Source organism: Pseudomonas sp. RC2C2 (assembly GCF_018390435.1).
Taxonomy (GTDB): Bacteria; Pseudomonadota; Gammaproteobacteria; order Pseudomonadales; family Pseudomonadaceae; genus Aquipseudomonas; species Aquipseudomonas donghuensis.
This window is the reverse complement of record NZ_JAHBAX010000001.1, coordinates 2,003,104-2,022,214: the sequence shown is the minus strand read 5'-3', so window position 1 is coordinate 2,022,214 and position 19,111 is coordinate 2,003,104. Positions and strand designations below refer to the sequence as shown.

The following is a 19,111-nucleotide window of genomic DNA, read 5'->3' as shown; positions in this document are numbered from 1 at the left end:
CGGCTCCCACAGGTTCTGTGTACAGCAGCCCCTGTGGGAGCTGGCTTGCCAGCGATGGGGCCTTCGGGTTTTTACTCCGGCCAATGCCAGGCTGGCTCATCCAGCATCCCCTGACCGGCAACGCGGGTCTGCCCCAGCACCTTCTCCAGCACGATCGAATTGCAGGTCGCATCCTGTTCCAGCGCCGCCACCAGGCGCCGTGCATGTGACACCACCCACACCTGACACTGCTCCGACGCGCGGATGATCAAGCGCGCCAGCGCAGGCAGCAAGTGATTGATCGAGCGGTAGTTGGCGACAGCCAGGGTGGTCAGCATGGCAGCGTCCATTCAGGCAAAGAGGGCAGTATCGCCGATTCCGCGTGTTGAACGAATTGTGTACGCCGACAAGCGATCAAGGGATCCCTGATCTACGCTAACACTCGCATTCCTAAATAGATCTGGCACGTGCAAGGAGCCTGCATGACGATGTCGCGTCCTTTATCGATCGTCTGCCTGGGGGGGTGGTTGGTGCTGACGGGGTGCGGTGAGCAAAAAACCGCTGAAGCCGAGCTGCCCAGAGTCGGTGTACAACGTGTTGAACCCAGTGATTTCGCGGCTTCCGTAACCCTGACCGGTGATGTCCAGGCGCGGGTGCAGACTGACCTTTCGTTTCGCGTGGGCGGCAAGATCATTTCCCGCAGCGTCGATGTCGGTGATCACATCAAGGCCAACCAGGTCCTGGCCCGCCTTGACCCCAAGGACCTGCAGACCAGCGTCGACTCGGCCAAGGCCGAAGTCTTTGCCGAACAGGCACGCGTGACCCAGACTGCCGCCGCCTTTGTCCGCCAGCAGAAGCTGTTGCCCAAAGGCTATACCAGCCAAAGCGAGTACGACTCTGCCGAAGCTGACTTGCGCAGCAGCCAGAGCGCCCTCAAGGCCGCTCAGGCGCAACTGGCCAACGCCCGTGAACAGCTGAGCTATACCGCGCTGGTGGCTGAGGCGGACGGGGTGATCACCGAGCGCCAGGCCGAAGTCGGCCAGGTGGTCCAGGCCACGGTGCCGATTTTCAGCCTGGCCCGCGATGGCGATCGTGACGCGGTGTTCAATGTCTATGAGTCGTTGCTGGTGGCGCCGCCGAGCGAGCATGCGATTACCGTGCGCCTGGTCGACAACCCGAAGATCCAGACCCTGGGTTATGTGCGCGAAATCACCCCGACGGTGTCGGCGCAAAGCGGTACGGTGCAGGTCAAGGTGGCCTTGAAAAACGTACCTGCGGGCATGGAACTGGGCTCGCCAGTCAGTGCCACTGCCGATGCCCAGGGCAGGCCGAGTATCGAACTGCCCTGGTCGGCGCTGACCAAGGACCTGCATGACCCGGCCGTGTGGGTGATCGGCGAGGGTCACAAAGTCAGCCTGCAGAAGGTCAAGGTCATCCGTTACCTCACCGGCAAGGTGGTGGTCGGCGAGGGCCTTAAAGGCGGCGAGACCGTGGTGGTGGCCGGTGGTCAATTGCTTAACCCGGGAATGCAGGTACAAGTGGCGCCGACGACCGACAGCGGGGTGGCGCAATGAACAGGCTGACGCTGACGTTGTGCAGTGCCCTGCTGCTGGCCGGCTGCGGGAAACCCGCCGAGGCGCCTGAACCTGTGCGACCGGTGTTGTCGCTGGTGGTCGAGCCGCAGAGCCAGGCAAACCTTGGCCGCTTCGCCGGGAGCATTCAGGCCCGCTACGAAAGCACCCTGGGTTTTCGCGTGGGCGGGCGCATTGCCCGACGCTGGGTGGATGTCGGCAGTTCGGTAAAACCGGGCGACGTGCTCGCCAGCCTTGACCCCACCGACCAGCGCAACCAGTTGCGCGCCGCCGAAGGCGACCTGGCCAAAGTGCAGGCACAGTGGATCAATGCCCAGGCCAACGCCCGCCGCCAGCAGCAGCTGTTCGACCGCGGCGTGGGCGCCCAGGCCCAGCTGGATATCGCCCAGACCGACCTGAAAACCACCGGTGCGTCCCTGGAACAGGCGCGTGCGGCAGTCGAGCAGGCCCGCGACCAGCTCGGCTACAGCGAGCTGAAAGCCGATCACGCCGCGGTGGTCACCAACTGGCAGGCCGAAGCCGGGCAAACCGTGAGCGCCGGGCAAGCAGTGGTGACCCTGGCCCGCCCGGACATCAAGGAAGCGGTCATCGACCTGCCCACCAGCCTGGCCGAGCAGGTCTCCGGCGAGCAGGTCTCCGGCGAGCTGAAGTTCCTGGCCGCCTCGCAACTGGACTCAAGCATCAGCACCACTGCCACCTTGCGAGAGCTGGAGCCCCAGGCCGATGCCGCCACCCGTACCCGGCGCGCGCGCCTGACCCTGGCCGATACGCCACTGGCATTCCACCTGGGCACGGCAATCAGCGTCACCCTGACTTCGGCGGTGTCGCCGCGCGTCGAACTACCGGCATCGGCATTACTGGAAAGCGAGGCCAAAACCCGGGTATGGATCGTCGATCCACAACAGAAAACTGTTTCTACTCGCGAGGTAAAGCTGCTTGAGCGGACCACCAACAGCGTAGTACTGGCCTCTGGTGTGCAGGCTGGCGAGCGGGTGGTGACGGCAGGCGTGAACAGTCTCAAACCGGGCCAGAAGGTCATAGTCGACGAGGAAGACCCGAAATGAAAGGAAGCTTCAACCTGTCGGAGTGGGCGCTGAAGCACCAATCCTTTGTCTGGTACCTGATGTTCGTCGGCTTGCTGATGGGCGTGTTTTCCTACATGAACCTGGGGCGTGAGGAAGACCCTTCGTTCACCATCAAGACCATGGTCATCCAGACCCGCTGGCCCGGTGCGACCCAGGATGAAACCCTGTACCAGGTCACCGACCGCATCGATAAGAAGCTCGAAGAGCTGGACTCCCTCGACTACGTGAAAAGCTATACCCGCCCGGGCGAGTCGACGGTGTACGTCAACCTGCGTGACACCACCAAGGCGGCGGACATCCCGCAGATCTGGTACCAGGTGCGCAAGAAGATCCAGGACATCCGCGGCGAGTTTCCCCAGGGTATCCAGGGGCCGGGCTTCAACGACGAGTTCGGTGACGTGTTCGGCTCGATCTATGCCTTTACCGCCGACGGCCTGACCATGCGCCAGTTGCGTGACTACGTCGAGCAGGTGCGCGCCGAAGTCCGCGAAGTGCCCAACCTGGGCAAGGTCGAGATGATCGGTACTCAGGACGAAGTGCTGTACCTGAATTTCTCCACGCGCAAGCTGGCCTCCTTCGGCATCGACCAGCGCCAGGTCTTGCAGGCGCTGCAGAGCCAGAACGCGGTGACCCCGGCCGGGGTGATTGAAGCCGGGCCCGAGCGCATCTCGGTGCGCACCACCGGCCAGTTCGCCTCCGAGAAAGACCTGGAGACGGTCAACCTGCGCATCAACGATCGTTTCTTCCGCCTGGCCGACATCGCCGATATCCAGCGCGGTTATGTCGACCCGCCGACCTCGATGTTTCGCTACAACGGCCAGACCGCCATCGGCCTGGCCATCGGCATGAAGGCCGGCGGCAATATCCAGGCGTTCGGTGCCGACCTGCACAAGAAGATGGACAGTGTGATCGCCGAGCTGCCGGTGGGCGTGGGCGTGCACACCGTGTCGGACCAGGCGGTGGTGGTCGAGGAAGCGGTTGGCGGCTTTACCAGCGCGCTGTTCGAGGCGGTGGTCATCGTCCTGGTGGTGAGCTTCGTCAGCCTTGGGGTGCGTGCCGGTCTGGTGGTGGCCTGCTCGATTCCGCTGGTGCTGGCCATGGTGTTCATCTTCATGGAGTACAGCGGCATCACCATGCAGCGGATCTCCCTGGGCGCCCTGATCATTGCCCTGGGCTTGCTGGTGGACGATGCGATGATCACCGTCGAGGTGATGGTCACGCGCCTGGAAAAGGGCGAGAGCAAGGAGCAGGCGGCGACTTTTGCCTACACCTCGACGGCCTTCCCGATGCTCACCGGGACCCTGGTGACGGTGGCCGGTTTCGTGCCCATCGGGCTCAACGCCAGCTCGGCGGGGGAGTACACCTACACGCTGTTTGCGGTGATCGCCGCGGCGCTGCTGGTGTCGTGGGTGGTGGCGGTACTGTTTGCCCCGGTGCTCGGCGTGCATATTCTCAGCACCAAGATCAAACCGCACGACGAAGAGCCGGGGCGCATCGGCAAGGCTTTCGGCAACAGCCTGCTCTGGTGCATGCGTCATCGCTGGCTGACCATCATCGGCACCGTGTTGCTGTTCGTGCTGGCGGTGTTCTGCATGCGTTTCGTGCAGAACCAGTTCTTCCCGTCCTCGGACCGTCCGGAAATCCTCGTCGACCTCAACCTGCCGCAGAACGCCTCGATCGAGGAAACCCGCAAGGCGGTGGACCGCCTCGAAGCGACGCTCAAGGGCGACCCGGACATCGTGCGCTGGAGCACCTACATCGGCCAGGGTGCGATCCGCTTCTACCTGCCCCTGGACCAGCAACTGCAGAACCCGTACTACGCCCAACTGGTGATCGTCAGCAAGGGCCTGGCGTCGCGCGAGGTATTGATGGCGCGTCTGCAGAAGCGCCTGCGCGAAGACTTCGTCGGCATCGGCAGCAACGTTCAGTCCCTGGAAATGGGCCCGCCGGTAGGGCGGCCGATCCAGTACCGGGTCAGCGGCAAGGACATCGACCAGGTGCGCAAACATGCCATTGCCCTGGCCTCGCTGCTCGACAGCAACGAACACATTGGCGAGATGATTTACGACTGGAATGAGCCGGGCAAGGTGCTGCGGGTCGAGATCGCCCAGGACAAGGCGCGCCAGCTCGGGTTGTCGTCCGAAGACGTGGCCAATGTGATGAACAGCATCGTCAGCGGCGCGCCGGTGACCGAGGTCAACGACAACATCTACCTGATCGACGTCATCGCCCGCGCCGAAGACAGCGAGCGTGGCACGCCGCAGACCCTGCAGAACCTGCAGATCGTCACCCCCAACGGCACCTCGATCCCGCTGCTGGCCTTCGCCACCGTGCGCTACGAGCTGGAGCAGCCGCTGGTATGGCGCCGTGACCGCAAGCCGACCATCACCATCAAGGCTTCGGTACGCGGCGACATCCAGCCCACCGACCTGGTGGCCGAGCTCAAGCCGCAGATCGACGACTTCGCCAGCAAGCTGCCAGTGGGTTACGGTGTGGCCACCGGCGGCACCGTGGAAGAAAGCGGCAAGGCCCAGGGGCCGATCGCCAAGGTGGTGCCGCTGATGCTGTTCATGATGGGCACCTTCCTGATGATCCAGTTGCACAGTGTGCAGAAGCTGTTCCTGGTCGCCAGCGTGGCGCCGCTGGGGCTGATCGGCGTGGTCCTGGCGCTGGTGCCGACCGGCACGCCGATGGGCTTTGTGGCGATTCTGGGGATCCTCGCGCTGATCGGCATCATCATCCGCAACTCGGTGATCCTGGTGACTCAGATCGATGAATACGAAGCCCAGGGCTATTCACCCTGGGACGCGGTGCTGGAGGCGACCAACCACAGGCGCCGGCCGATCCTGCTGACGGCGGCAGCGGCGAGCCTGGGCATGATCCCGATCGCCCGCGAAGTGTTCTGGGGGCCGATGGCCTACGCAATGATTGGCGGGATCATCGTCGCCACCTTGCTGACCCTGCTGTTTCTGCCGGCACTGTATGTGGCCTGGTACAAGATCCGCGAGCCGCAGCACCATTGACTACGCCATCGCTGGCAAGCCAGCTCCCACAGGGTCCGGTGCATGCAGACCCTGTGGGAGCTGGCTTGCCAGCGATGAATTCAGCGTTTGTTCAAGCCCTTCGCCAACCGATCCCCGCCCAGCTGAATCAGCGCCACCAACACTACCAGCATGACGATCACCGTCAGCATGATCTGGCTGTCGAAGCGCTGGTAGCCATAGCGGTAGGCAATGTCGCCCAGGCCCCCGGCACCAATGGCGCCAGCCATGGCCGAGGAGTTGATCATGGTCACCAAAGTGATGGTAAAGCCGCCGACAATACCCGGCAGGGCTTCTGGCAGCAGCACATGCCAGACGATGTGCCAGCGCCGGCAACCCATGGCCTGGGCCGCTTCGATCAGGCCATGGTCGACCTCGCGCAGGCTGACTTCGGCGATGCGCGCAAAGAACGGCGTGGCGGCAATGGTCAGCGGCACTACCGCCGCCCAGACACCATAGGTGGTGCCGACGATCAAACGGGTGAAGGGGATCAGCGCCACCATCAGAATCAGGAACGGAATCGAACGGAACAGGTTGACGAAGGCGCCGAGCACCCGGTTCAGGGTGGGCGCTTCGAAGATCCCGCCCTTGCCGCTGGTGACCAGGATCACCGCCAGCGGTACACCGGCGAGCAGGGCAATCAGCGACGAGACGCCAACCATCAGCAGGGTGTCGAGCACACCCTGGAGCAAGCGATCAAACCACATAACCCAGTACCTCCACCTGTGCAGCCCATTGCCGGGCGCGCTCAATCACGTGCGCGTGGCTGTGCGGCGAGTCGGCCACCGACACCACAAGTTGCCCCAGAGCACGGCCCTGGATCGGTTCGATGCCACCTTGCAACAGGCTGACCCGGCCGCCCAACAAGTTGAACAACGCAGAAAGCTCCGGCGCCTGCCGGTCCTTGCCGCTGACCCGCACACTCAACACCAGTGCAGCCTCCGGGCCAGGCGGTTGTACCTGCAAGCGTGCTTGCAGGGCCGCCGGCAGGGCAGGTTGCAACGGTGCCAGCAAGGTCTTGCTGACTTCATGCTGCGGGTCGCCAAACACTTGCCAGACCGCGCCCTGCTCAACGATGCGCCCGCGCTCGAGCACTACCACCCGGTGGCAGATATCGCGGATCACTGCCATCTCGTGGGTGATCAGCACGATGGTCAGGCCCAGGCGCCGGTTGATGTCGCGCAACAGGCCGAGGATCGATTCGGTGGTTTCCGGGTCGAGCGCCGAGGTGGCTTCGTCGCACAGCAGAATCTGCGGGTCATGCACCAGTGCCCGGGCAATGCCGACGCGCTGCTTCTGCCCGCCCGACAACTGCGCCGGGTAAACCTGGTGTTTGTCCTGCAGCCCGACCAGCTCCAGCAACTCGGCGACCTTGCGCTGGCGCTGGGCCTTGGGCACACCAGCAACCTTGAGCGGCAACTCGACGTTTTGCCAGACGGTCTTGGCCGACATCAGGTTGAAGTGCTGGAAGATCATGCCGATGCGTCGACGCAGGCGCACCAAGCGGTCTTCGTCGTACTCGCCGATGTCCACCTGGTCGATCAGCACCCGGCCATGGCTCGGGTGCTCCAGGCGGTTGATGGTACGGATCAGCGACGACTTGCCGGCACCGCTACGGCCGATGATGCCGAAGATCTCACCGTGCTGGATATTCAGGTCGATACCGTCCAGCGCCGGGGTTTGCTGGCCGGGGTAGGTCTTGCCCAGGCCGATGAAACGCACATGGGCGTTACCCAGCTCCGGGTGCAAAGCCCGTTGCTGAGCCTGCTGCAGGGGCGCGAACGGCTGTTGCTCCTGCGCCACGCGGGCGCTGACGGCGCTCATCTCAGCTCTCCCAGCCAGCTTGGTAGAGCTTGCCGTGGGCCTGATCGAGGGCGGCACGCACCACCGGCGAGTGCTGGTAGATGTCGATGAACTTGGCCAGGCGCGGGTCGTCCTTGCTCTGCGGGCGGATGACGAACTGGATCACGTATTCCTTATGGTCAAGGCCGTCGAACAGCAGCGCCGAGGTGGCGTCGAAAGTCTTCGCCAGGCGGATGTAGGCCGGGTAGCCCTGGACCAGGTCGGCGTCATCGTAGGCGCGCACCAGTTGTACCGCTTCGACCTGGAGAATCTTCAGTTTTTTCGGGTTGGCGACGATGTCTTCCTCGGTGGCCTTGTAACCGACGCCAGGCTTGAGGGAGATCAAACCGGCCTTGGCCAGCAGCTGCAAACCGCGGCCGCTGTTGATCGGGTCGTTGGCAATGGCAACGCTGGCGCCCACGGGCAGCTCAGCGAAGCTTTTGTACTTTTTCGAGTACAGGCCGACATTGTTGATGATCCCCGGGGCGAAGGGCACCAGGTCGAAACCGGCGGCGGCCTTGGCGTTTTCCAGGAACGGGATGTGCTGGAAGTAGTTCACGTCGATGTCACCGGCCGCCAGGCTGACGTTTGGCGCGATCCAGTCGCTGAACTCGATCAGCTCGACGTCCAGGCCCTGTTTCTTCGCTTCGCTGACGGCCGCTTCGAGGGGGATGGAGAAGGCCGCGGTGGTGCCGACTTTCAAGGCATCGGCGGCCTGAGCGGCGCCGAACAGACCCAAGGTCAGGGCCAGGGCTGCGACCGGGCGGCCAATAAAGGTCTTAAGCATGCTGTAGCGCTCCCGTCGGGGTCGTAGGGGTGTGGCGGGAGCTGGCGCCAGGATGGTCTGCCGGCAGGTGAGGCTGGTCGCTGGCGAAGAGTTTCTCGCGCAGGCTGCCCTGTTCGTAGGCGGTCTTGTACGAGCCGCGGCGTTGCAGCTCGGGGATCACCAGGTCGATGAAATCAACATAGCTTTCCGGGGTTACCGTGCGTGCCAGGTTGAAACCGTCCAGGCCGGTTTCGGCGATCCAGCTTTCCAGCGCGTCGGCAACCTGGGTCGGCGAGCCGATCAGGGTGATGTAGCGCCCGCCGAGGGCGTGTTGTTCGAGCAGCTTGCGCCGGGTCCAGTCGTTGTTCTGCAGGTGCTTGGTAGCGGACTGGATAGCGTTGCTTTTCACGTACTGGATCGGCTCGTCCAGTTCGTACTCGGAGAAGTCGATACCGGTGGAGCTGGCAAAGTGCGCAACACCGGCCTCGGCGCTGGCATAGCGCAGGTACTCGGCGTGCTTGGCTTTGGCCTGCTCTTCAGTGCGGGCGACGATCACCGTCAGGCCCATGAACACCTTGATCGCCTGCGGGTCACGCCCCGCCGCCACGGCGGCAGCGCGCACCTTGTCGACCTGGGCGCGGGTGGCGGCCTTGTTCTGGCCGCTGATAAACACGCACTCGGCGTGGCTGCCGGCAAAGCTCAAGCCGCGCTCGGAGCTGCCGGCCTGGAACAATACCGGGGTGCGCTGTGGCGATGGCTCGCACAGGTGATAACCCTCGACCCGGTAGAACTCGCCCTGGTGGTTGATTTTGTGCACCTTGTCCGGCTGGGCATAGACCCGCTGCTGGCGGTCGTTGAGCACCGCGCCGTCTTCCCAACTGCCTTCCCAGAGCTTGTACAGCACCTGCAGGTACTCGTCGGCCTGGTCATAGCGACGGTCGTGCTCGGGCTGCTGGTCCAGGCCCATGGCCTTGGCTGCGCTGTCCAGGTAGCCGGTGACGATGTTCCAGCCCACCCGGCCACGGCTCAGGTGATCGAGGGTGGAAAGGCGCCGGGCGAACAGGTAGGGCGGCTCGTAGGTCAGGTTGGCGGTCAGGCCGAAGCCGAGGTTGCGGGTGACGGCGGCCATGGCCGAAACCAGCAGCAGCGGGTCGTTGACCGGCAACTGAATCGACTCTTTCAGCGCTACATCGACAGACTGCTGGTAGACGTCATAGACGCCGACGATATCGGCGATGAACAAGCCGTCGAACAACCCGCGCTCCAGTAGCCGGGCCAGCTCGGTCCAGTATTCGAGGGTCTTGTACTGGCTCGAGTTGTCCCGTGGATGGGTCCACAGGCCGTGGTTGATATGCCCGACACAGTTCATGTTGAAGGCGTTGAGCAGGATCTTCTTCTTGGCCATCAGATGGTGCCCCGCAACGGTGGATTTTCATCGTTGAGGTAGTAATTGCCGATGGCGTGGTACTTCCAGCGCACCGGGTCATGCAGGGTGTGCACCCGGGCGTTGCGCCAGTGCCGGTCTAGGCCATGCTCGGCCAGGGTCGCCTGGCTGCCAGACAGCTCGAACAGGGTGGTGCCGGCGGCCAGGGATATCTCGGTGCTGATCGCCCGCGCTTCGGCCACGGCGATCGAGGCGGCGGCGACGGTTTCGGCATTCGGCTCGGCCTGGGCGCGGTCGAGGTATTCACCGGCGCGTTCGAGCAGGGCTTCGCTGGCGTGCGAGCGAATCGCCAGGTGGCCGAAGGACTTCAGGGTCAGCGGGTCTGCGCTGGCCTGATCGACCCCGGCGTCGACCCAGGGCCGGCTGCGGGTGCGCACGAAGTGCAGGGCATCTTCATAGGCGGCGCGGGCGATGCCGGTGTCGATGGCCGCGTGGAGGATCTGCGCCAACGGGCCGACCGTGGTCGGGCGCTCGAAGGCGCTCTGGAACGGCAGCACGTCGTCAGCGGCAACCGGCACGTTGTCGAACACCACCGAACCGCTGCCGGTGGTGCGCTGGCCGAAGCCGCTCCAGTCGTCGATGACTTTCAGCCCGCTGCTGTCAGCCGGTACGAAGGCCAGGCGCTGGACGCCGTCTTCATCGACCACCGAGGTAGGAATGCGCTGGGCATAGATCGCGCCCGTGGCGTAGAACTTGCGGCCATTGATGCGGTAGGCGTCGCCCTCGCGGGTGAGGGCGGTGGTGCGGTCGTGGGCGGTCTTGGTGCCCAGTTCCGCCAGGGCATTGCCGAAGCGCTTGCCGGCCAGTACTTCGGCGTACAGGCGTTGCTGTTGCGCCGGGCTGCCGTTGACCCGCAGCACTTCCAGCGCATAGAAATGGTTTTGCGGGATCTGCCCCAGCGAAGCGTCGGCCTGGGCAATGCGGGCGATGACCTTGGCCAGGGTGACGTTGGACACGCCGGCGCCACCAAAGGCCTTGGGCACGCTGATGCCCCACAGGCCGGAGTGGGAGAACAGCTCGAGTTCAGGCTGCGGCAGGCGCCGTTCACGGTCGCGCAAGGCGCTGTCGCGACGCAGTTGGACGGCGATTTCCTCGGCGATTTGCAAGGCCTGGGCGTCAGCGTGGATGACCGCGACGTTAGCGTGCGGTTGCGGCAAAAGGCTCATAAACAGGGCTCCAGTGGTCTGGTCAAATCCAGGAGTGCCGGGCAGGCAAGGTACCGTTGAGGTGATAGGCGCCGACGGCGTGGTATTTCCAGCGCACCGGGTCGTGCAGGGTGTGCACGCGGGCATTGCGCCAATGCCGGTCGAGGTTGAACTCGGCCAGGGTGGCGCGGCTGCCGGAGAGTTCGAAGAGCTTCTCGCTGGCCTGCAGGGCGATCTCGGTGGTCAGCACCTTGGCTTCGGCCACGGCGATCGAGGCGCGGGCGGCAGCGGCGGCGTCGACCGGCGCGGCGTTGACTTCGTCGAGCACTCGCGCGGCTTTGCTCAGCAGCGCCTGGGCAGCATGCAGCTCAAGCTGCAGGCGACCGACATCGGCGATCACGTAGAGATCGTCACTGGCGCGCTCGACCTTGGCGTCGATCCACGGCCGGGCTTTTTCGCGGACAAAAACGATGGTGTCGGCAATTGCCGCTTCAGCGATACCGGCATCGATGGCCGCCTGGATCAGTTGCGAAGCGGCGCCCTGAATGTTCGCGACTTCGCCTTGCTTCCAGGTGTCGATCACCAGCTCTGCATCGACCTGCACCTTGTCCAGCAGCACGGTGCCGCTGGCGGTGGTGCGCTGGCCGAAACCGGACCAGTCATCGACGATGCGCAAGCCCGGGGTGCCACGGCGGACGAAGGCCATGACCTGGCGACCGTCGTCGTTCAGTGCCTTGACCGCCACCCAGTGGGCAAACAGGGCGCCGGTGGAATAGAACTTCTGGCCGCTGAGCACATAGTGATCGCCCTCGCGGGTGATCCGCGCCTTGAGGTCCAGGGTGTGCTTGGTACCGCGCTCCGGCCCGGCATTGCCGATGCGCCAGCCGTCGAGCACCGATTTGAACAGCAATTCTTTTTGCCGCTCAGAGGCGGTGCCTTTGAGCAGTTGCAGGATGCCGAACTGGTTCTGCGGGATCTGCCCCAGCGCCGGGTCGGCGGCGCTGATGATGCGAAATACTTCGGCGATGGTGACAAACGACACCTGCGCGCCACCAAAGGCCCGCGGGATGCTGATGCTGCCCAGGCCGCTGCGGGTGAACTGTTCGATTTCTGCCCAGGGCAGCTTGCGTTGCTGGTCGCGTTTGGCCGCCTGGGTGCGGGCTACCTCGGCCAGCGCATGGGCTGCCTGCAGGGCTTGCTCGTCGTTGCTCAGCACCTTGGCCGGCAACAGCAGCGGGGCGCTGTCCAGGTCGCTGTGGACTGTGGTTTCTGCCAGATTGGACATCAGTACCGCTCCTTGGCTGCACTCAATGCCCTGGCGTTACGCACTGGGGTGATTGTGTTCCTGACCATACCTACCTCACGAATTGAAAACGTCGGCGCGGGGTGCGGCGACAAAATTGCGCTGGTCCGGTGGTCCGGTTCATATACCCTAATAGCGTATAAAAATTAAATAAACTAACTTTTAGGAATAAATATAGAAGTACTTGGCGGTCGCTGGATGAACGCCTGCCGGGGCAGGGCAGGCGCTGTCAGCGAGGCGGGGAGGGCAGGGAAAAACTCAGTAGCCGGTGTTCTGGGTACCGAGAAATTTACTCAGGAACTGACGGGTGCGTTGCTCCTTGGGATGGGCAAACAGTGCCTTGGCTTCGCCCTGTTCGACGATCACGCCCTTGTCGAAGAAGATCACCCGGTTGGCTACATCGCGGGCAAAACTCATCTCGTGGGTGACGATGATCATGGTGCGTTTTTCTTCGGCCAGGCTGCGGATGGTCGCCAGCACTTCGCCGACCAGTTCCGGGTCGAGTGCCGAAGTCGGTTCGTCGAAGAGGATCACCTCCGGCTCCATCGCCAGAGCCCGGGCTATCGCTACCCGCTGTTGCTGACCACCGGACAGCTTGCGTGGGTAGGAGGCCTCCTTGCCGGCCAGGCCAACCTTGGCCAGCAGCGTCATGCCCAGGGCCACGGCCTGTTCGCGCGGTGTCTTCTTGACCACCAGCGGGCCTTCGATGACGTTTTCCAGCGCCGTGCGATGGGGGAACAGGTTGAAGTTCTGAAAGACGAACCCGACCTCCTGGCGCAAGCGGCGGATCAGCCCGCTCTGCTGGCCGAGCGGGCGGTTGGCGTCGATCTCCACGTTGCCGACCTTGATGCGCCCGCTGCTGGGGGTTTCCAGCAGGTTCAGGCAACGCAGGAAGGTGGTCTTGCCGGAACCGCTGGGGCCGATGATGGCGATCACTTCGCCGGCCTCGACCGTCAGGCTGATGTCATCGAGCACGGTCTGGCCGTTGAACTGCTTGCTCAGGCGTTGTACCTCGATCATGCCTCAGGACTCCTGGTCGTGTCGGTTGACCCGCGCTTCCAGGCGGTTCTGCAGGTGTGCGAGAACGCTGGCCAGCACCCAGTAGATCAGTGCGGCGGCAAGGTACATGGTGAAGATTTCGAAGGTGCGCGCGGTAATCAGCTGCGCCTGGCGGAACAGCTCCGGCACCTGGATGGTGGCAGCCAGGGCGGTGTCCTTGACCAGCGAGATGAAGCTGTTGCCCAGTGGCGGCAAGGCCGTGCGTGCCGCCTGCGGCAGGATCGCCCGGCGCATGGCCTGGCCACGGGTCATGCCGATGCTGGCGGCGGCCTCCCACTGGCCGCGGTCGATGGAACTGATCGCGGCACGCAGGATTTCACAGGCGTAGGCGGCCATGTTCAGCGAGAAGCCGATCAGCGCCGCCGGCAGCGGGTCCAGTTCGATGCCCAGCTGCGGCAGGCCGTAGTAGATCACGAACAGTTGCACCAGCAACGGCGTGCCGCGAAAGAACGAGACATAGACCCGCGCTGTCCAGCTCAGCGGCCTGAGCGCCGACAGGCGCATCAGCGCCAGGCAGAAACCCAGCAGCAGGCCAAAGAACATCCCGCCCAGGCTGAGGATTACCGTGTAGTACGCGCCCCTGAGCAGGAAGGGCGCGGACTCTATGGCGAGTTGGAAAGCTTCTTCCATTATTGAGTGACGTCAGCGTTGAAGTACTTTTCCGAAAGCTTTTTCAGCGTGCCGTCGGCGCGCAGCTTGTCGATCGCCTTGTTCACGGCTTCCAGCAGTTCAGGCTCGCCCTTGCGCAGGGCAATACCGGCTTCCTGACGCGAGAACGCGTCACCGGCGGCGGCAGTGTCCTTGGCTTTCTTGGCGTATTCCAGAGCGGCCAGGCGGTCGATCAGGATGGCGTCGATACGGCCGACACGCAGGTCTTGGAACTTGGTCGGATCGTCTTCGTATGTGCGTACGTCAGCGGTCGGTACATTGGCTTTGACCCACTCTTCGTAGTTGGTGCCCAGGCCTACCCCGACCTTCTTGCCGCCCAGGTCGGCAGCGGACTTGATATTGAGCTCATCCTTCTTCTTGGTCAGCACCAGCGCCTGAATCCCGGAAACGGTATAGGGCTTGGAGAAGTCGTATTTCTTCTTGCGCTCTTCAGAGATGGTCACCTGGTTGACCACCGCGTCCAGGCGCTTGGACTCCAGGGCGGCGAGGATGCCGTCCCACTTGGTCGGTTGCAGCTTGACCTTGACCCCCAGCTCCTTGGCCAGGGCCTCGGAGAGTTCCACTTCGAAGCCGGTCAGCTTGCCGTCGGCATCGACGAAGCTGAACGGTGGATAGGTGCCTTCAAGGCCGACGTTGATCACGCCCTTGTCCTTGATCTGCTGCAGTTGTTCACCAGCCACAGCTTGGCTGAGCATACTGGCCCCGAGCAGCAGGCCCAGGCCGGCGGCGACTGCCTGTTTACCGAAAGCGGAAATTTTCATGGTTAGCCCCAGTGTTGTTGTGAGTGTGGCGCTGACTATAGGGTGACGCTTTTAGTCTTAAAAATAATATAAGTTCATGTTCTTATATTATTTTCAAATAAAAAGTTATCCGTTCCAGACCTCAGGGTAGGCGAATAATGCCGGTGCCCCACCGGTATGCAGAAAAATCAGCGGGCCGTCATCGAATCGCTGGCGGGCAATGCCATCGATCAGCCCGGCCATGGCCTTGCCGGTATACACCGGGTCGAGCAGCAAGCCTTCCTGGCTGGCCAGCAGGCGGATGGCGGCGAGGGTGCCGGCGTTCGGCTCGCCATAGCGCGGGGCGAAGTACTCATCCCACAGTTCGATCTTGAAGGTCGCTGGCAAGCGCACGCCCAGCAGCTCGGCGGTACGTTCGGCCAGGCCCTGGACTTTCGGCCGCTGGTCCTCGTCGCTGCGCGACACGGTCACGCCGATCACTGGCAGGTTCGGCAGTTTTTCCGCCAGGGCGATGGCCAGGCCGCTGTGGGTACCGGCGCTGCCGGAGGCCAGCACCACCCCGGCGAACTGTTCACCGCAATGTTCGATCTGCTTCGCCAGTTCAAGGCCGGCACGCACATAACCCAAGGCACCGAGTGCGTTGGAGCCGCCAATCGGCACGATGTAGGGTTTGCGGCCGCTGGCGTGCAGGCGCACGGCCAGGGCTTGCAGCTGCTCATCGGCATTGTCGAGGTTGTCGACCAACTCGACCTTGGCATCGAACAGCTCCAGCAACAGGCGGTTGCCGTTGTGCTGGTAGTTGGGTGAGTCAGTGCCGATGGGGTTTTCCAGCAGGGCCACGCAGGCAAGGCCCAGTTGCGCGGCCAGCGCCGCAGTCTGGCGCACATGGTTGGACTGGATCGCACCGGCGGTCACCAGGGTGTCGGCGCCCTTGGCCAAGGCATCGGCGGCCAGGTATTCGAGCTTGCGTACTTTGTTGCCGCCTAGCGCCAACGGCGTGCAGTCGTCACGTTTGACGTAGATATCACGGCCGGCCCAGGCCGAGAGCCGATGCAGTTTTTCCAGCGCGGTGGGGGCGCCAAGCAGGTCCAGACGATTGAAGCGGGCGAGCTGTCGGTCGATCATGGGGTCACGTCGGCTAGGGAAAATTCGACTATAGGCAGCCCGGGGCACGCGGGCAACTCCCCGGCTTATGCCGCCTTTATTGCTTTCTGGAATAAAGCGTTATTTTTTCCGCCATGGGAATTTGCCGTAGAGTAATCAGCAATTGCGGCGGCACTACCATCCACCGACCGCCGCTGCAGCAGGAGAGGTAACCGTGAGCGACAACGCGCAAACAGGGCATTGGCAGCTGCAAACCATCGTCGGCCAGCTGCGTGCCGCCCGCGACCAGTGGCGTAGCAGTAACGGTCGCAGCAGCGGCGAACAGGGCGGCCGCGAGCTGCCGTCACGCGAAGCCATGCGGCATATTCTCGAACAGCTGTGTGGCGCGTTGTTCCCCATGCGCCTGGGCCCGGTCGACCTGCGTGAAGAAAGCGAAGACTTCTATGTTGGCCATACCCTCGATGCCGCGCTGACCGCCTTGCTCGCCCAGGCGCGCCTGGAACTGCGCTACGTGGCGCGCCAGGGCAAACAGGCCACGGCTGAAATCGATGCCAAGGCGCTGCGCCTGATCCAGGATTTTGCCGCCGCCTTGCCGGGCCTGCGCAGCATCCTCGATACCGATGTGCTGGCGGCCTTCCATGGTGACCCGGCGGCGCGCAGCGTTGATGAAGTGCTGCTGTGCTACCCGGGCATCCTTGCGGTGATTCACCACCGCCTGGCCCATCACCTGTACCGCGCCGGCCTGCCGTTGCTGGCACGGATCAGTTCGGAGCTGGCCCATTCGGCCACCGGCATTGACATTCACCCCGGCGCGCAGATCGGTCCGAGCTTCTTCATCGACCACGGCACCGGTGTGGTGATCGGCGAAACGGCGATCATCGGCGAGCGGGTACGCATCTATCAGGCCGTCACCCTGGGCGCCAAGCGCTTCCCGGCGGATGAGGACGGGCAGTTGCAGAAAGGCCATCCGCGCCACCCGATTGTCGAGGACGACGTGGTGATTTATGCCGGTGCGACTATTCTGGGACGCATCACCATCGGCAAGGGTTCGACCATCGGCGGCAACGTCTGGCTGACCCGCAGCGTGGCCCCGGGCAGCAACCTGACCCAGGCCAATCTGCAGCATGATGACGGGACCCAGAAGTAGGCGACCCGAAGCTTGGCTTGCGGCAACGGGTCGCATCGCGACCCCCATCCATGTTTAACTTGAACGCTTGTTCAAGTTAAAACGGTGGTCCGCTGCCGGTGTTCAACAGGAGGAAACCCTTTGCTGAACCCGTTCAATCCAAGCTTCTCCCCCCTCGGCGGGGTGCACAATCGATGAGTGCACCCAGCCCCGTCTCCAGCGGCAAGATCCGCATGAACCCGCCGGTTTTCTACTTCGCGGCAAGCTTTATCCTGATATTCGGCCTGGTGGTCATCAGCAATCCGCAAGCGGCCGGCGAGTGGTTGCTGGCAGCGCAGAATTGGGCGGCCAACACCGTTGGCTGGTACTACATGCTGGCGATGACGCTGTATCTGGTCTTCGTGGTGGTCACCGCCTTGTCTGGCTACGGCAAGATCAAGCTCGGTGCCGACCACGACGAGCCCGAGTTCAGCTACCTGTCCTGGGCCGGCATGCTGTTCGCAGCGGGTATCAGCATTACCCTGTTCTTCTTCTGCGTCTCCGAACCCCTGACGCACATGCTCCAGCCGCCGCAAGGCGAGGCCGGCACGGTCGAGGCCGGGCGCCAGGCGATGCAGTTGCTGTTCCTGCACTGGGGCCTGCATGGCTGGGGGGTGTTCGCGTTTGTCGGCATGGCCCTGGCCTATTTCGCCTACCGGCATAACTTGCCGCTGGCCCTGCGCTCGGCGCTGTATCCGTTGATCGGCAAGCGCATCAACGGCCCGATCGGCTATGCCGTGGACGGCTTCGGCATCATCGCCACGGTGTTCGGCCTGGGCGCCGACATGGGCTTTGGCGTGTTGCACCTCAATTCGGGCCTCGACTACCTGTTCGGCGTGCCCCATACCCAGTGGGTGCAGGTGATCCTCATCACCCTGATGATGGGCGCGGCGGTCGCCGTGGCAGTTGCCGGGGTCGAGAAGGGCGTGCGGGTGATGTCCGATATCAACATGTTCCTGGCCTGCGCGCTGCTGCTGTTCGTGTTGTTCGCCGGGCCCACCCAGCACCTGTTCAACACCTTGATCCAGAACCTCGGCGACTACCTCGGCGCCTTGCCGCGCAAGAGCTTCGATGTCTATGCCTACAACCAGGCCAATGAGTGGCTGGGTGGCTGGACCGTGTTCTACTGGGCCTGGTGGATTGCCTGGGCGCCGTTTGTCGGCCTGTTCATCGCGCGGATTTCCCGCGGCCGGACCATTCGCGAGTTCGTCTTCGGCGTGCTGCTGATCCCGCTGGGCTTCACCCTGGCGTGGATGTCGATCTTCGGCAACAGCGCCATCTCCCAGGTGCTCGACCACGGCATGACCGCGCTGGGGCAATCGGCCCTCGACAACCCGTCGATGACCCTTTACCTGCTGCTGGAAACCTACCCGTGGAGCAAGGCGGTGATTGCCGTTACGGTGTTTATCAGCTTCGTGTTCTTCGTTACCTCCGCCGACTCCGGCACCGTAGTGCTCTCGACCCTCTCGGCCAAGGGCGGCAACGCCGACGAAGATGGGCCGAACTGGCTGCGGGTGTTCTGGGGCGCGATGACCGCGCTGGTTACCAGCGCCTTGCTGTTTGCCGGCAGTATCGATTCGCTGAAGTCGGCGGTGGTGCTCACCTCGCTGCCGTTCTCGGTGATCCTGCTGTTGATGATGTGGGGGCTGCACAAGGCGTTCTACCTGGAGTCGCAACGCCAGATTGCCCAGCTGCATTCGCTGGCGCCGTTCGCCAACTCACGGCGTGGCCGGGGCGGCTGGCGTCAGCGCTTGAGCCAGGCCGTGCATTTCCCGTCACGCGATGAGGTGTACCGCTTCATGGATGACGTGGTGCGTCCGGCGATTGCCGAGGTGACTGAAGTGTTTGGCGAGAAGGGCCTGCATGTCATCACCCAGGAGGATCCGAGCCACGACAACGTCAGTTTGAAGATCGGCCATGGTGAAGAGCAGCCGTTCATTTACCAGGTGCAGATGCGCGGTTACTTCACACCGTCCTTTGCCTTGGGCGGCCTGGGTACCCAGGAGCTGAAGAATCGCCGCTACTACCGTGCCGAAGTGCACCTGAGCGAAGGCAGCCAGGATTACGACCTGGTTGGCTACAGCAAGGAGCAGATCATCAACGATATCCTCGATCAGTACGAGCGGCATATGCAGTTCTTGCATCTGGTGCGTTGATTGTTCTGGCCTCATCGCTGG

At 63.4% G+C, this 19,111-nt stretch carries 15 protein-coding genes and 1 pseudogene; 5 read left to right on the top strand and 11 right to left on the bottom strand.

What is annotated here, in order from left to right:
- Positions 1-71 precede the first annotated feature (71 nt).
- Positions 72-272: pseudogene (locus KHO53_RS09365) on the bottom strand (ATP-binding protein); the annotation flags it as partial.
- 189 nt (positions 273-461) lie between these two features.
- Here KHO53_RS09365 and KHO53_RS09360 point away from each other — a divergent pair.
- Genes KHO53_RS09360 through KHO53_RS09350 form a run of 3 tightly spaced genes read left to right on the top strand, consistent with a single transcriptional unit; the run spans position 462 to position 5,679 of the window.
- Complete coding sequence (locus KHO53_RS09360) at positions 462-1,553, top strand: efflux RND transporter periplasmic adaptor subunit (protein WP_213570240.1); 1,092 nt, start codon at positions 462-464, stop codon at positions 1,551-1,553.
- Complete coding sequence (locus KHO53_RS09355; RefSeq protein ID WP_213570239.1) at positions 1,550-2,635, top strand: efflux RND transporter periplasmic adaptor subunit; 1,086 nt, start codon at positions 1,550-1,552, stop codon at positions 2,633-2,635. The genes KHO53_RS09360 and KHO53_RS09355 overlap by 4 nt, the downstream gene beginning before the upstream one ends.
- Positions 2,632-5,679 carry an efflux RND transporter permease subunit gene (locus tag KHO53_RS09350; protein WP_213570238.1) on the top strand — a complete coding sequence of 1,016 codons (3,048 nt, stop codon included), beginning with the start codon at positions 2,632-2,634 and terminating at the stop codon, positions 5,677-5,679. The genes KHO53_RS09355 and KHO53_RS09350 overlap by 4 nt, the downstream gene beginning before the upstream one ends.
- Positions 5,680-5,759: 80 nt before the next feature.
- Here KHO53_RS09350 and KHO53_RS09345 read toward each other — a convergent pair whose 3' ends face one another.
- From KHO53_RS09345 to KHO53_RS09300, 10 genes are all read right to left on the bottom strand, one after another.
- Positions 5,760-6,404 (bottom strand): methionine ABC transporter permease, encoded by a 645-nt coding sequence (locus KHO53_RS09345; protein WP_036994912.1) that lies wholly within the window; start codon positions 6,402-6,404, stop codon positions 5,760-5,762.
- Positions 6,394-7,521, bottom strand: coding sequence for a methionine ABC transporter ATP-binding protein (locus KHO53_RS09340; RefSeq protein ID WP_213570237.1), 1,128 nt, complete (start codon positions 7,519-7,521; stop codon positions 6,394-6,396). Before KHO53_RS09340 ends, KHO53_RS09345 begins: the two co-directional genes overlap by 11 nt.
- 1 nt (position 7,522) lies before the next feature.
- A complete protein-coding gene (locus tag KHO53_RS09335) occupies positions 7,523-8,326 on the bottom strand; it encodes a MetQ/NlpA family ABC transporter substrate-binding protein (RefSeq protein WP_213570236.1) in 804 nt (267 codons plus the stop codon).
- Positions 8,319-9,710, bottom strand: coding sequence for an LLM class flavin-dependent oxidoreductase (locus tag KHO53_RS09330; RefSeq protein ID WP_213570235.1), 1,392 nt, complete (start codon positions 9,708-9,710; stop codon positions 8,319-8,321). The genes KHO53_RS09335 and KHO53_RS09330 overlap by 8 nt, the downstream gene beginning before the upstream one ends.
- Complete coding sequence (locus KHO53_RS09325) at positions 9,710-10,915, bottom strand: SfnB family sulfur acquisition oxidoreductase (RefSeq protein WP_213570234.1); 1,206 nt, start codon at positions 10,913-10,915, stop codon at positions 9,710-9,712. The genes KHO53_RS09330 and KHO53_RS09325 overlap by 1 nt, the downstream gene beginning before the upstream one ends.
- 22 nt (positions 10,916-10,937) lie before the next feature.
- The gene (locus KHO53_RS09320) at positions 10,938-12,179 is read right to left on the bottom strand and encodes an SfnB family sulfur acquisition oxidoreductase (protein ID WP_010221209.1); all 1,242 of its coding nucleotides are present in this window, start codon (positions 12,177-12,179) and stop codon (positions 10,938-10,940) included.
- Between the two features lie 276 nt (positions 12,180-12,455).
- Positions 12,456-13,217, bottom strand: coding sequence for an L-cystine ABC transporter ATP-binding protein TcyN (gene tcyN / locus KHO53_RS09315; protein ID WP_010221210.1), 762 nt, complete (start codon positions 13,215-13,217; stop codon positions 12,456-12,458).
- Between the two features lie 3 nt (positions 13,218-13,220).
- Entirely contained in the window at positions 13,221-13,886 is a 666-nt protein-coding gene (tcyL, locus tag KHO53_RS09310; RefSeq protein ID WP_010221211.1) for a cystine ABC transporter permease, read from the bottom strand.
- Positions 13,886-14,686, bottom strand: coding sequence for a cystine ABC transporter substrate-binding protein (gene tcyJ, locus KHO53_RS09305; protein ID WP_036994921.1), 801 nt, complete (start codon positions 14,684-14,686; stop codon positions 13,886-13,888). The genes tcyL and tcyJ overlap by 1 nt, the downstream gene beginning before the upstream one ends.
- Before the next feature lie 105 nt (positions 14,687-14,791).
- The gene (locus KHO53_RS09300; protein ID WP_010221213.1) at positions 14,792-15,790 is read right to left on the bottom strand and encodes a D-cysteine desulfhydrase; all 999 of its coding nucleotides are present in this window, start codon (positions 15,788-15,790) and stop codon (positions 14,792-14,794) included.
- Between the two features lie 193 nt (positions 15,791-15,983).
- On the opposite strand from KHO53_RS09300, the gene epsC reads away from it, so the two are divergent.
- Together epsC and betT are read left to right on the top strand one after the other, a co-directional pair.
- Positions 15,984-16,916, top strand: coding sequence for a serine O-acetyltransferase EpsC (gene epsC / locus KHO53_RS09295; RefSeq protein ID WP_010221214.1), 933 nt, complete (start codon positions 15,984-15,986; stop codon positions 16,914-16,916).
- Between the two features lie 212 nt (positions 16,917-17,128).
- Entirely contained in the window at positions 17,129-19,090 is a 1,962-nt protein-coding gene (gene betT / locus KHO53_RS09285; protein WP_174242344.1) for a choline transporter BetT, read from the top strand.
- The last annotated feature ends 21 nt before the right edge of the window (positions 19,091-19,111 follow it).